Origin of the sequence: Alcanivorax profundi (assembly GCF_003597125.1) — a bacterium.
Classification (GTDB): domain Bacteria; phylum Pseudomonadota; class Gammaproteobacteria; order Pseudomonadales; family Alcanivoracaceae; genus Alcanivorax; species Alcanivorax profundi.
The window spans coordinates 790,908-803,558 of the sequence record NZ_QYYA01000001.1; the positions used below are offsets into that span (position 1 = coordinate 790,908).

The window sequence follows — 12,651 nt, forward strand, 5'->3', positions numbered from 1 at the left end:
GAGTTTGCTGCGTCCGTTGTCAGCGGATCAGTGATGCGAACGCGGTGAGCGCTTCAACCCCTTGAACGTCGTCTTCCTGCAGAGGGACTGACATAGTGGGTAACGTGGCAAGCTGCCGGGCGATGTCGTCAAGGTGACGGCGTTGCCGGGTCAGTCGCGCAGCAAAGAAACTGCCCTCTGCCTGTTCTGGCAGCACCCGGTTGATCACCGCCCCGGCAACCGGGATACCCGCATCCGTCAGGCTTCTGACTGCCCGGCAGGTCTCAAGAATCGGTAATTTTTCCGGCGTCAGTACGAACAGGAAGGCTGTGGTTTGTGCATCGGACAGGCGACGGCGGGCGCGGTGAAACAGGCGCTGGCGCACCATCAGTGTGTCGGCGACTTCCTGGCTGCGCGGATCCAGATCCTGCCGGCCATGTTCCAGTGGTTCCTGCATGGGGCTATCCAGATCTTTGCCGGGGCCGAGATGATCCAGCACCTTGCCCAACTCTCGCGCCTTGTGATTGTGCTTGAGCAGGCCGCTGGTCCAGGCAGCCATGACTTCTGGCAGGCTCAACAGACGCAGGGTATGGCCTGTGGGCGCAGTATCAAAGATGACTAGATCATATTCGTTGGGGGCGTCATCAATGATTTGTGACAGCCGCTCAAGCAGGGCCGCTTCCTGGGCTCCCGGCGACTGTCGACTCAAGCGCAGCTGACGCTCCAGTTCCCTGAACTGGTCCGGACCAGCAAACCGTCGCATTTGGGCGCTGACCTTCTCCAGGTAACGGTCGACCTCTTCGTCGGGGTCAAGCTCAAGGGCATACAGATTGGCGGCAAGACAACGGGTCTGATTGCCGATCTCCCGATCGAAAGCATCGCCGAGGCTGTGGGCCGGATCGGTGGAAACCAACAGCACCTTGCGCCCGGCACTGGCCGCCCGACAGGCCAGTGCCGCAGCCGTGGTGGTTTTGCCGACCCCGCCTTTGCCACCAACCATCAACAGGCGCTTGTGGTTGAGCAGGGCATCAATGTCCAGCATGTCAGGCATCAACAACATCGAAAGTGGTCAAGCGGGGAACGCTCCATACCCATGCGGGTGTGCCACTGATGAAAGCGGTCCATCAGCAGTGGCTGCAGCTCAAGGGTGCTCCACGCTGCGGGATTGGGAATACCCATCATTTCGGAAAAGACCAGCAGCATGAACAGGTCTTCCTCATCCCGTTTGGCGCGGGCAATGGCGGCGCGATAGGGCGCATTGTAATACAGGGTGCCGAGCTCACTGAGTCGGCGTAGTGCGCCCAGAATGCGGTTACCCATCAGGCTTGTTCCACCGGTTCACGAAAGGCTTTTTTAAGTGCGGCAGCGCACTCCAGTGTAACCAGCAGTGCCGCAACCAGTACCACCACGTCCAACCCCAGCAGGAACCAATCCTGTTTATCGTAGAAGCTTTTGAGCTGAATAAGCAGGGCGAACAGGGTCATCACCAGCAGGAACACCAGCGGGGCGAGGGTATAAATGGCAGGTCGCCCCCGGCGGACCAGCATGATGGTAATCACCAACAGCGTCAGGCCGGCGAGTAACTGGTTGGTGGTGCCAAACAGGGGCCAGATGAGCAGGCCGCCACTACCGTCGGCACCGCCCGCACCAAAGGCCAGCAGCAGGCAGCTCGCCACGGCCAGCAGGGTGGCGGGTAACGGGCGTGTCAGCCATTTCTGGTGATAGATTTCACCCCATTCCTGGAAAATATAGCGTTGCAGACGCAAGCCGGTATCCATGGTGGTGCCAGCAAACAGGGCCGCCATCACGGTAAGCAAGGTGGCAGCAACGCCCACATCCATGCCGGTGCCACCCGCAAGGATCGTGGCACCACCATCAACAAAGGCGGTCAGGCTGCCTTTCCCGAACGCCGTGTAAACGGCTTCCCAGTCCGCCAGGGTGGCAAAACCGGCCGTGGCAGCAATGATGGCGGCGAGAGCAAGAGAGCCTTCCCCCACGGCGCCAAAATACCCCACGAAACGGGCATCGGTTTCCTTGTTCAGCTGCTTGGAGCTGGTTCCGGAGGCAACCAGCCCGTGGAAGCCGGAAATCGCGCCGCAGGCAATAGTGACGAAGAGTAATGGCAGTAGTGACGGCGTGCCGGCGGGCACATTGTCATTGATCATGGGGGCGACAACAGTGGGGTTACCGATCAGTACCGCGCCATACAGCAGGATCAGGCCGACAAACAGTTGCAGCCCATTGATGTAGTCACGGGGCTGCAGCAGCATCCACACAGGCAGCAGCGAAGCAATGGCTGCATACGCAAACAGCAGCAGGATCCAGCTGGCGCTGGCAGACAGCCCCATGACCTGTTCTGGCAGGGCGATGGGGACTTTCGGGCCCACATAAATCAGGCTGTAAAGGGCGATGACCCCGACTACCGATACGACCCCAAGACCGATGATCCGCCGATAGATGAGCTGACCAATGACCAATGCCACCGCGATGGCTCCCCAGACGGGAACGACCGCTCCGGGGTTGTTGATCAACAGTTTGGCGATGACCACGCCGAACACGGCATTGACCATCAGCAGTACCAGGAAGATCACGATCATGAACACGGTACGGGCCCGGCGACCGACCACTTCGCCAGTGAGAGCACCAACGGATTTGGCCCGGTTTCGGACACTGGCCCACAAGGCGCCACTGTCATGGACGCCTGCAAAGAAAATGGTACCAAAGACGACCCAGATGAACGCAGGGAGCCAGCCCCATATAACGGCAATGGCTGGGCCGACGATGGGGGCAGCACCGGCAACCGAGGTGAAGTGGTGGCCCCAAAGGACATAGCGATTGGTCGGCACAAAATCCACGCCATCTTCGTATTCATGGGCTGGAGTGCGGTAATTGGGGTCTAGCCGGTAGATGCGGTCGGCAATAAAGCGGGAGTAGAATAGGTAGCCGGCGGCCATACCTCCCAGCCCCAGCAGGAGAAGAACGATAGCGCTCATGAGTGCCTTTTCCTTGTTAGCGGTGTGGCGGTTGTCGCAGCCTATCCATGGTTGTGTTTTTGATCTCTTCGGTCAACGCGACCAAAGGCTAATATACAGCAGCATGGGCAATTGACACGGATAATGCAGTGTTAACGGTTTCCTGTTCTCTGCTGGCAATCATCGCTATGCTCGGGCGTTACCTGTCACGAGATTGAGTGGGCAAAGGAATTGCCCTGGGGAAGATAGAATGATCAAAGTATTGGTAGTGGATGACCATGATCTCGTTCGTACCGGCATCGCAAGAATGCTGGACGAAGTAGAGGGTATCAAAGTTGTGGGTGAAGCGTGCTCCGGTGAAGAAGCCCTACAGTTAACCCGGGATGCCTGTCCGGATGTTGTACTGATGGACATCAAGATGCCGGGGATCGGTGGCCTGGAAGCCACGCGCAAGTTATTGCGTATTGATGATGGGGTTCGTGTTATTGCTGTCACCATGTGTGAAGAGGAGCCATTCCCTTCGCGGCTCATGAAAGCGGGCGCTGCTGGCTACATGACAAAGGGGGCTGATCTTGAGGAAATGGTCAGGGCAATCAAGGTCGTAATTAGCGGGCAGCGCTATATCAGCCCGGAAATTGCCCAGGCGATGGCACTCAAACCCTATGTGGGAGAGGAGGCCACGCTGCTCGACATGCTGTCCGAGAGAGAATTGCAGATCATGATGATGATCGTGAACTGCCATAAGGTGCAGGATGTGGCAGACAAGCTATGCCTCTCGCCCAAGACCGTAAACACCTACCGTTATCGCATTTTCGACAAACTGGGTGTCTCCAGTGATGTGGAAATGGCCCTTCTTGCTGTCCGCCATGGAATGCTTGATGCGGTAGAAACGCAAGCGAGCTAAAGCGACTCGGGGCTGTCACTGTTACAATTGCTCGTCTTGATCACAGGGACAGCTCCATTGCCAGACTTTGATTCCAAACACTTTCTTCAGCATTGCGCCCGCAAGCCGGGTGTGTATCGCATGCTGGACGCTGAGGAGCAGGTGCTCTATGTGGGAAAGGCGAGAAACCTGCAGGCTCGCCTGAGCAGTTATTTCCAGAAGAACGTCAGCAGCGTCAAAACACGCGCCATGGTCGCCCGTATCGCTGATGTGCAGACCACAGTTACCCGTAGCGAGGCAGAAGCCCTGTTGCTGGAACAGTCTCTGATCAAGTCGATCCGCCCCCCCTATAACATTCTGCTACGGGACGATAAGAGCTACCCGTACATCCGCATTACCAGTGCGGATACGTACCCGCGCATTACCTTCCATCGAGGAACGCGCCGCAAGGGAAGCGATTACTTTGGCCCTTACCCCAGTGGCGGAGCGGTGCGCGAGGCACTTTCACTGGTAGAAAAGGTCTTCCAGGTCCGCAATTGCTCTGACAGTTATTTCCGCAATCGTACCCGCCCGTGCCTTCAGCACCAGATCAACCGTTGCACTGCTCCCTGTGTGGGGCTGGTCTCGCCAGAGGACTATGCCGGACAGGTGCGTATGGCGCGGGATTTTCTGGATGGCCGGAGTCGCGAAGTCGTTGACACGCTCAGTGCGCAAATGGAAGCCGCCGCCGCCGGGCTGGCCTTTGAGAAAGCCGCGCTGTTGCGAGACAAACTGGCGGCCATTCAGGCGGTACAGCAAAAGCAGGTGGCGGAGACCGGGCAGGGTGATCTGGATGTGGTAGCCATCGAGGGTCGGCACGGACTGGCGGTGCTGGATGTGTTGATGATTCGGGGCGGGCGGATACTGGGGCACCGTAATTTCCGGCCAGATACCCGCGGAGAGGAAGCGCTGCCTGAAATCCTCGAAGCCTTTCTGTCCCAGTACTATCTGGGGGATCGCGAAGACCCGGTCAAACCCCAGGAAATCCTGTTGACGCTGCCTGTTGAGGGGGCGCCAGTGCTGCAGGAGGCGCTGACCGAACAGTGGGGGCGCAAGGTGCGGCTGGCCTGGAAGGTGCGCGGTGAGCGGGCGGCATGGTTGCAGATGGCTACCACCAACGCCCAGCAGTCGCTCGCTACAGAGCTGGCTGCCCGGGAGCATATGGAGTCTCGCTTTCTGGCGCTGGAAAGCCTTCTGGAGGCGCAAGAGCCTGTGCGCCGTATTGAGTGTTTTGACATCAGCCATACCCAGGGTGAAAAAGCGGTGGCCTCCTGTGTCGTGTTTGATCAGCAAGGGGCCAGGAAAACGGATTATCGCCACTTCAATGTCAGCCCGGATCAGGCCGGGGACGATTATGCTGCCATCGAGGAAGCGGTGCGCCGGCGCTACCAACGTAGGCTGAAAGAGGAGGGCAGGCTACCTGACCTGCTGCTCATTGATGGTGGCAAAGGACAGATGCAGCGAGCATGGGACGTGATGGGAGAGCTGGGTCTGCAAGGGAGAATCCGGGTGATGGGAATTGGCAAAGGTCCCAGCCGCCGGCCGGGGTTTGAGGTCTTGTACCTACCTGATGGTCGCGAGTTCACCCCGGGGCCTTCGCATTCTGCGCTGCATTTGCTCCAGCAGGTAAGGGATGAGGCTCACCGCTTCGCACTCACCGGGCACCGGGCCCGCCGCGGCAAGGCCCGCAAGCAATCCTCTCTTGATGAAATTCCTGGTATCGGACCGAAGCGACGCAAGGCCTTGCTAACCCACTTTGGCGGACTAAAGCAGCTAAGGAACGCCTCGGCGACGGAGCTTGCCAGGGTGCCGGGGGTGAATACCCAGCTGGCGCAACAGATTTATGACTGGTTACATGAATAGCGCCTTGTTTGAGCCCGGATATCTTTGGCAACAAAAAATCTCCCATGAGGGACGTGCTGCTTTTCGTTATACTGTTCGCTTAGTCCACAAGCGGTAGGTCACATGCAGCAGAAGAACCCGGTCCTGAATTTGCCCAATATCCTTACCCTGATTCGTGTGGTGGCAATTCCCGTCCTGGTGCTGGTGTTCTACCTTCCGTTCAAGTGGAGTGACCTTTGTGCGGCGTTACTGTTTCTGGCCGCGGGCATCACCGACTGGCTGGATGGCTATCTCGCGCGCAAACTGAACCAGACCAGCCCGTTTGGCGCCTTCCTGGATCCTGTAGCTGACAAGCTCATCGTTGCAGTTGCGCTGGTCATGCTGGTACAGGTGCATGCCACTGCATGGCTGGCCGTGCCGGCGATGGTGATTGTGTCACGCGAAATTACTGTCTCTGCGCTGCGTGAGTGGATGGCAGAGCTTGGGAAGCGTTCCCGGGTTGCGGTCAGCCAGCTTGGAAAGATCAAGACGGTGACACAAATGACAGCCATTACCTTGCTGCTGGCACAGAAACCGGGTTTCGATCTGGCGGGAGATATTGTGATGACCCCCTGGTTGTGGTTGAGCTACGGCCTGCTTTATCTTGCTACGGCATTGACCCTGTGGTCCATGCTTGCGTATCTGCGTGCTGCAGCACCAGAATTGCTCAAAAGTCAGTCAAAGTCCTGAAAAACCAGAAAAAATGCCATTTCGCGGGTTGACACTATAAGGCGGATGGGTAGAATTCTTCACCGCAACGAGGCACAGTGTTACGTCAGTCTTGTCGCACAATGCGGGAATAGCTCAGTTGGTAGAGCACGACCTTGCCAAGGTCGGGGTCGCGAGTTCGAATCTCGTTTCCCGCTCCAGATTCCAGAGAACCTCGGCGTTGCCGAGGTTTTTTCTTGGTAGACAGTTTAAGGCGCGGTGGCAGAGTGGTTATGCAGCGGACTGCAACTCCGTGTACGCCGGTTCGATTCCGACCCGCGCCTCCAATCATCGACCTGCACGGTCACCGCCCGGGTGGCGAAATTGGTAGACGCAACGGACTTAAAATCCGTTGACCTTTGGTCGTGCGGGTTCAAGTCCCGCCCCGGGCACCAACTCCCGTTATCCTCCCAACCGTTAATCCTGTGAAATCAAGCAGATGGGCCTTCTTGTTAATGGGCTTTATTGCCGCATTGGTCCGGTTTCTGTTAGCCTCATTCTTTTGTCTTAGCCCTTTTGCAGGGCACTGAAAACAAAAAGCCGGAAAGGCAAGAGGGCTCTCTGATGAACTGGTTCCAGAACCTGTCCGTGCGGCTGAAGATTTTGTCTGTAGCCGGACTGGGTATTGCGTTATTTCTGGTCTATGCCGTTTACAGCTTTTATATCGCTGAAACGAATATCAATAACCTCAAACGCATAGAAAAACAGGATTTCCCTGTCCTCGAGCTGGTGAATGCCAATAACGTGGACTTCATTGCCATCAGTGAGTCCTTTATCGCTGCCATCAGCCAGGCAGACCCGGATTTATTACAGGAAGCACGGAGTCGGGCCAGCGAATTCCTGCGCCGGCTTGATGCCATCCGGGCGACTGATTCCGAACTTGCCGGTAGCGTTGACCGCCTTCAGCGTAGCTTCAAGTCATACATTGATGAGGCAGGGGAATTGGCAAAAGCCCTCATTGAAGGGGATGGCGCCGGTGATGATCTCTACCAGCGCATTACTCAGGTTCGGCAATTACAGGATGATTACGAGGCGGAACAAAAAGCTTTTGAGGGGCAACGCTATTCCGCTTTTCGTGAGACCCTGAATACCAGTCGGGCGGACAATCTTGGCACCCAGAAAATTGGTCTTCTTCTCGGTGCAATTTCTTTTGTCATGCTTGCGTTGATTGCCTTGCGCGTTACCCGATCCATTACCCGCCCGCTAGAGGGGGCTGTGATTGCCGCAGACCACATTGCCGATGGCAAATGGGATACCGAGATCAGAGAGGGTGGCCGTGATGAGACCGGTTTGCTACTCAACGCCATCCGAAAAATGCGCGATGCACTGGTTATACGCAACCAGGAAGACCGACGCCAGGAAACCATCAAGAACCATCTGGCGGAGCTCAACAACCGTATGCGCGGTGAGATGAGTTACCAGCAGCTGGGCAACAACATGCTCAGCTTTTTAGTGCCTGTACTGGAGGCTCAAGTCGGCGCCTTTTACAGTTTCGATCCCGATGCTCAGCAGTTAAGCCTGAGTAGCTCCTATGCAATGCAACGCCGTAAACATCTGGCTAACCAGTTTCGGCTTGGCGAATCTCTGGTTGGCCAGGCGGGGCTAGAGCGTAAGACAATTCTGCTGGAATCCGTTCCTGATGATTATATCAGTATCGCTTCTGGAACCGGCAAAGGGCAGGCCAGCAATGTGATTGTCATGCCTGTCGTGCACGAAGAAGAATTGAAAGGTGTGCTCGAGATCGGTGCTTTCCGCACCTTCAGCAATGATGATCTTGCCTTTCTTGAACAGTGCTCCGAGGTGATCGCAATTTCTGTAAGCAGCGTGTTGAGCCGAGTGAAACTCGGTGAAATGCTCGAGCAGACACGTGAACAAGCTGAGGCCCTCGAGAAACAGAAAGAGGAAATGGCGCAGGTCAATACCGATCTGGAAGAGCAGGCCATGGAACTGGCCGCATCAGAATCGCGCTTGCAGCAACAACAGGAGGAGCTGAAGGCGATAAACGAAGAGCTCGAGTCCCAAACCCAGGCACTTCGTGCCTCTGAAGAGAGCTTGCAAGCCCAACAGGAAGAACTTCGTGTCACCAATGAAGAACTGGAAGCCCAGGCGAGATTGTTGACAGAGCAAAAGACAGAAATGGCGCAGAAAAATGATGAGCTGGAGCTGCTGCGCCATGAACTGGAAGACAAGATCAGAGAGCTGGAGCTGTCCTCCAAGTACAAATCTGAATTCCTTTCTACCATGAGCCATGAGCTGCGTACGCCGCTCAACTCGATCCTGATTCTTTCCAATGCACTGAGCCAGAACAAGAAAGGGAATCTGGAAGAGAAGCAAATTGAGCACGCTCAGGTAATTCACTCTGCGGGCGCCGACCTGCTCAGCCTGATCAACGACATCCTCGATATTTCAAAGATCGAAGAAGGCAAGATGGACGTGGTGATTGATGACTTGTCACCCACCGAAATCGGCGAACATTTCCGCCGCCATTTCGCCCACGTGGCTGAAAGTCGCGGGTTGGATTTCCATGTGGAACTTGGGGAAAATCTCCCCAGCCATTTTTATACTGACCGACAACGGTTGGAACAGATCATCAAGAATCTGCTCTCCAACGCCCTCAAGTTCACTGAGCATGGTTCGGTAACCTTCAGTATTACCCGTCCCGTTGAGGGCGACACCCTGCCTTCAAGAAGCCTGAATCCGGCCGAAACTCTCAGGTTTGCGGTAACAGATACGGGGGCGGGTATCCCTGAGGACAAGCAGAAGCTTATCTTCGAAGCATTCCAGCAAGCAGATGGTACCACCAGCCGTAAGTACGGTGGCACAGGCCTTGGCCTGACTATATCCCGTGAGCTTGCGCGCCTGCTGGGGGGAGAAATCAGCTTGTACAGTGAAGGAGAGGGTACCGGTTCAACCTTCATGCTTTTCATCCCTGAAGGCTCGGCGGAGTCCTTGGTCACTACCGAGAATGGCGATGACGCGGACATCGGCGACAATGCCGAGGCCCACACCGCGTCTATGGTGCCGATGGGTGAGGCAGATGATGACTTCGTAGTGCGTGAGAAAACGGTCCTGATTGTCGAAGACGATATCGAATTCTCCAGTGTTCTGGTGGACCTTGCTGCTGACTACGGGTTGGAGGCTCATGTGTGCCATGACGGAGAGGCCGGTCTGGATTACGCCAGCCATTACCGCCCCAGTGCCATTATCCTCGATATTGGCCTGCCTGGCATTGATGGCTGGGAGGTCATGGAGGCATTGAAGGCGGATCCCCGCACTCAGGATATTCCGGTGCACTTCCTGTCCGGTCGTGACGAGCGCAAAAAAGCGCTTGATCTTGGTGCGCTCGATTTGCTGACCAAGCCAGTTAACCAGAATGATATTCTCGCCGCGTTCGCCAAAATTGAAGGCGCGATTGAAAAAAATGTGCGTCGTTTACTGGTGGTTGAAGACAGTGAAATCCAGCATGAGAGCATCCGCGAACTGTTTGATCAGAAAGGGGTGGAAATTACTGCCGCCACCAGTGGTCAGGAGGCGCTGGAAGCGCTGCGCGAGACAGTTTTTGACTGCATGATCCTCGATCTTACCTTGCCTGACATGAGTGGTTTTGAACTGCTTGAAACCGTGAATGGCAGCGACGAATACGATAGCGTCCCTGTGGTTATCTATACAGGCAAGGACCTTACACGTGAGGAAGAAGCACGGCTGCGCAAGCATGCTGATCGCATCATTCTTAAGACGGAGCGCTCCCATGAGCGCCTGCTTAATGAAGCATCTCTATTCTTGCACTGGCTGGAGTCGACCCTACCGTCTGCCAGGCGACCGGCCGCTGAGAGTATCGATCACCGGGATGATATTTTCGAAGGTAAGCAACTGCTGCTGGTGGATGATGACATGCGCAATATTTATGCGCTTTCCGCTCAGCTAGAGGAACTGGGCTTTGACATCACCATCGCCAATAATGGGCGAGAATCCCTGGAGGCGCTGGATGCCAATCCTGATATCGATATCGTGCTGATGGATATCATGATGCCCGAGATGGACGGCTATGAGGCCATGGGTCATATTCGTGATCAGGCGAGATTCAAGAAATTGCCAATTCTGGCCCTTACGGCCAAGGCAATGAAGGACGATCGTGCTAAATGTATTGATGCGGGAGCGAATGATTACTGCTCCAAACCCATTGATATGACGAAATTGACTTCTTTGCTGCGTGTCTGGCTGCATAAGTAGCTTGCGGGAGTAGACAATGGCGGAGCATCTGCCCATTACGGACGAGGATATCGATGTTGAAGACATCGAAATCCGCCTGCTGCTGGAAGCGATCTTCCAGATGTACGGCTATGACTTCCGCTCATACAGCAAAGCGTCTCTGCGTCGACGCGTCCTGCACCGGCTTACCATGTCCGGACTCTCATCGATCATGGAAATGACCGACAAGGTATTAAGGGACCGGCCATTCTTTGTGACGCTCCTCAACGACCTGACTGTTAATGTCACGGAAATGTACCGTGATCCGGAGTTTTACCGTGCCTTTCGGGAAGACGTTGTGCCGGTGCTGAAAACGTTTCCGTTCATCAAAATCTGGCATGCGGGCTGCTCGACAGGCGAAGAAATCTATTCCATGGCTATCCTTCTTGAAGAAGAAGGGCTGTATGACAGGGCCATGATATACGCGACGGACATTGACAAGAATGTACTGGCCGCTGCCAAGAAGGGAATTTATTCAATCGAAGCAGTAAAACAGTACGGTGATAATTACCGGCGCGCTGGTGGCCGGCATTCATTATCGGACTACTTCACCGCTCGCTATGACAGCGTGATTATGGACCAGCGCCTGAAACGCAACATCGTCTTCGCGGACCATGATCTCGCTACGGACCAAGTGTTTGGCGAAATGCACGTCATTCTGTGTCGCAATGTCTTGATCTATTTTGACCGTGCCTTGCAGGGCCGGGTAATACGATTGTTCAGCGAAAGCCTCGATCTGGGCGGCTACCTGTGTCTCGGCACCAAGGAAAGCTTGCGGTTTACCGGGGAAGAAGAGGCATTCGATGTGATAAACACATCCTTGCGGATTTTCCGCAAGCGTCAACTCCAACATTTGCAATGATTAGAGAAAGGTAATGATCGAGCAGAAACTGCTATTAGTGGATGACCAACCTGCCAATCTGGTATCGCTGGAAGCGATTCTGGAAGGGGAAGGCCGTACGCTGATAAAGGCCCACTCAGGCCAGGAAGCACTCAAGATTCTGCTCAAGGAAGATATTTCACTTGTTTTGCTGGATGTACAGATGCCGGGTATGGATGGATTTGAGGTGGCGGAGCTTATGCGTCAGCGAAAAGACACCCAGACGATACCGATTATCTTTGTGACTGCCATCAGCAAGGAAAAGAAATATGTTTTCAAGGGCTATCAGGCCGGTGCTGTGGACTATCTGTTTAAGCCACTTGACCCCCTTATCCTCAAGAGCAAGGTTGATTTTTTTCTTGGTCTGGACCGTCAACGTAAGGAGCTGCAGGAAAAATTGAAGCAGGCGCAGGCACACCGGGCAGCCTATGAGGCTGGCAAGACTCCGCGCAGTGGAGGCGATGACACCACATCGTGATAGAGCAGATGGGGCCAGTAAAGGCAATCGTGATGGGCGCTTCATGGGGAGGATTGAATGCCTATACCCAGATTCTGTCCGCCTTGCCGTCCCGGTTTCCCGCTGCCATTTTACTGGTACAGCACCAGCATGCGAGTGCGGAGAACCGTCTGCCCTGGTTGTTGGCCCGCTATTGTGCGCTGCCGGTAATTGCGCCTGAAGACAAGGAGGTTATTCTCCCGGGCCACGTTTATGTCGCTCCCCCGGGGTATCATATGCTCGTGAATGAGGACGAAACGCTGGCCTTTTCTGTTGGTCGGCCCGTACACTTTTCACGGCCTGCTGTTGATGAACTGTTTTTTTCCGCGGGGGCGGTATACGGTCGGCATCTTGCAGCAGTCATCCTGACCGGGGCTAATGAAGATGGCGCTGCCGGGATTGAATATATACATCGGCGCGGTGGCTATACCATAGCCCAGTCGTCAGTAAGTGCTGAAGCACCGACAATGCCCGAATCGGCAGTAAAAACAGGTGCGGTTTCAAGGGTGCTTGATCTCGAAGCAATTGGCCCATTTTTGGCTGAAAAGGTTGCAGGGTAGTAAAC

10 protein-coding genes and 3 tRNA genes are annotated in these 12,651 nt (G+C 55.3%); 10 read left to right on the forward strand and 3 right to left on the reverse strand.

What is annotated here, in order from left to right; all coding sequences use genetic code 11:
• Nucleotides 1-19: 19 nt before the first annotated feature.
• From D4A39_RS03730 to D4A39_RS03740, 3 genes are read right to left on the reverse strand one after another with little or no spacing between them, the layout of a single operon-like run.
• A complete protein-coding gene (locus D4A39_RS03730; RefSeq protein ID WP_022984080.1) occupies nucleotides 20-1,030 on the reverse strand; it encodes an ArsA family ATPase in 1,011 nt (336 codons plus the stop codon).
• Entirely contained in the window at nucleotides 1,030-1,299 is a 270-nt protein-coding gene (locus D4A39_RS03735) for a cory-CC-star protein (RefSeq protein WP_022984081.1), read from the reverse strand. Before D4A39_RS03735 ends, D4A39_RS03730 begins: the two co-directional genes overlap by 1 nt.
• Complete coding sequence (locus tag D4A39_RS03740; protein WP_022984082.1) at nucleotides 1,299-2,972, reverse strand: carbon starvation CstA family protein; 1,674 nt, start codon at nucleotides 2,970-2,972, stop codon at nucleotides 1,299-1,301. The genes D4A39_RS03735 and D4A39_RS03740 overlap by 1 nt, the downstream gene beginning before the upstream one ends.
• A gap of 229 nt (nucleotides 2,973-3,201) precedes the next feature.
• On the opposite strand from D4A39_RS03740, the gene uvrY reads away from it, so the two are divergent.
• The 10 genes from uvrY (at nucleotide 3,202) to D4A39_RS03790 (ending at nucleotide 12,646) form a co-directional block, all read left to right on the forward strand.
• Nucleotides 3,202-3,855: a UvrY/SirA/GacA family response regulator transcription factor gene (uvrY, locus tag D4A39_RS03745; protein WP_022984083.1), complete on the forward strand. Its 654-nt coding sequence runs from the start codon at nucleotides 3,202-3,204 to the stop codon at nucleotides 3,853-3,855.
• A 57-nt stretch (nucleotides 3,856-3,912) separates the two neighbouring features.
• On the forward strand, nucleotides 3,913-5,736 hold the full coding sequence (uvrC, locus tag D4A39_RS03750; RefSeq protein WP_022984084.1) for an excinuclease ABC subunit UvrC: 1,824 nt from the start codon (nucleotides 3,913-3,915) through the stop codon (nucleotides 5,734-5,736).
• Nucleotides 5,737-5,838: 102 nt separating this feature from the next.
• Nucleotides 5,839-6,444 carry a CDP-diacylglycerol--glycerol-3-phosphate 3-phosphatidyltransferase gene (gene pgsA, locus D4A39_RS03755; RefSeq protein WP_022984085.1) on the forward strand — a complete coding sequence of 202 codons (606 nt, stop codon included), beginning with the start codon at nucleotides 5,839-5,841 and terminating at the stop codon, nucleotides 6,442-6,444.
• A 103-nt stretch (nucleotides 6,445-6,547) separates the two neighbouring features.
• Nucleotides 6,548-6,623, forward strand: a tRNA-Gly gene (locus D4A39_RS03760).
• 52 nt (nucleotides 6,624-6,675) lie between these two features.
• A tRNA-Cys gene (locus D4A39_RS03765) sits at nucleotides 6,676-6,749 on the forward strand.
• 22 nt (nucleotides 6,750-6,771) lie between these two features.
• A tRNA-Leu gene (locus tag D4A39_RS03770) sits at nucleotides 6,772-6,857 on the forward strand.
• Between the two features lie 169 nt (nucleotides 6,858-7,026).
• Nucleotides 7,027-10,692, forward strand: a complete 3,666-nt coding sequence (locus tag D4A39_RS03775) for a response regulator (protein WP_022984086.1) — start codon at nucleotides 7,027-7,029, stop codon at nucleotides 10,690-10,692.
• Nucleotides 10,693-10,708: 16 nt separating this feature from the next.
• Complete coding sequence (locus tag D4A39_RS03780; RefSeq protein WP_022984087.1) at nucleotides 10,709-11,572, forward strand: CheR family methyltransferase; 864 nt, start codon at nucleotides 10,709-10,711, stop codon at nucleotides 11,570-11,572.
• Between the two features lie 13 nt (nucleotides 11,573-11,585).
• A complete protein-coding gene (locus tag D4A39_RS03785; RefSeq protein WP_022984088.1) occupies nucleotides 11,586-12,068 on the forward strand; it encodes a response regulator in 483 nt (160 codons plus the stop codon).
• The gene (locus D4A39_RS03790) at nucleotides 12,065-12,646 is read left to right on the forward strand and encodes a chemotaxis protein CheB (RefSeq protein ID WP_233552397.1); all 582 of its coding nucleotides are present in this window, start codon (nucleotides 12,065-12,067) and stop codon (nucleotides 12,644-12,646) included. Before D4A39_RS03785 ends, D4A39_RS03790 begins: the two co-directional genes overlap by 4 nt.
• The last annotated feature ends 5 nt before the right edge of the window (nucleotides 12,647-12,651 follow it).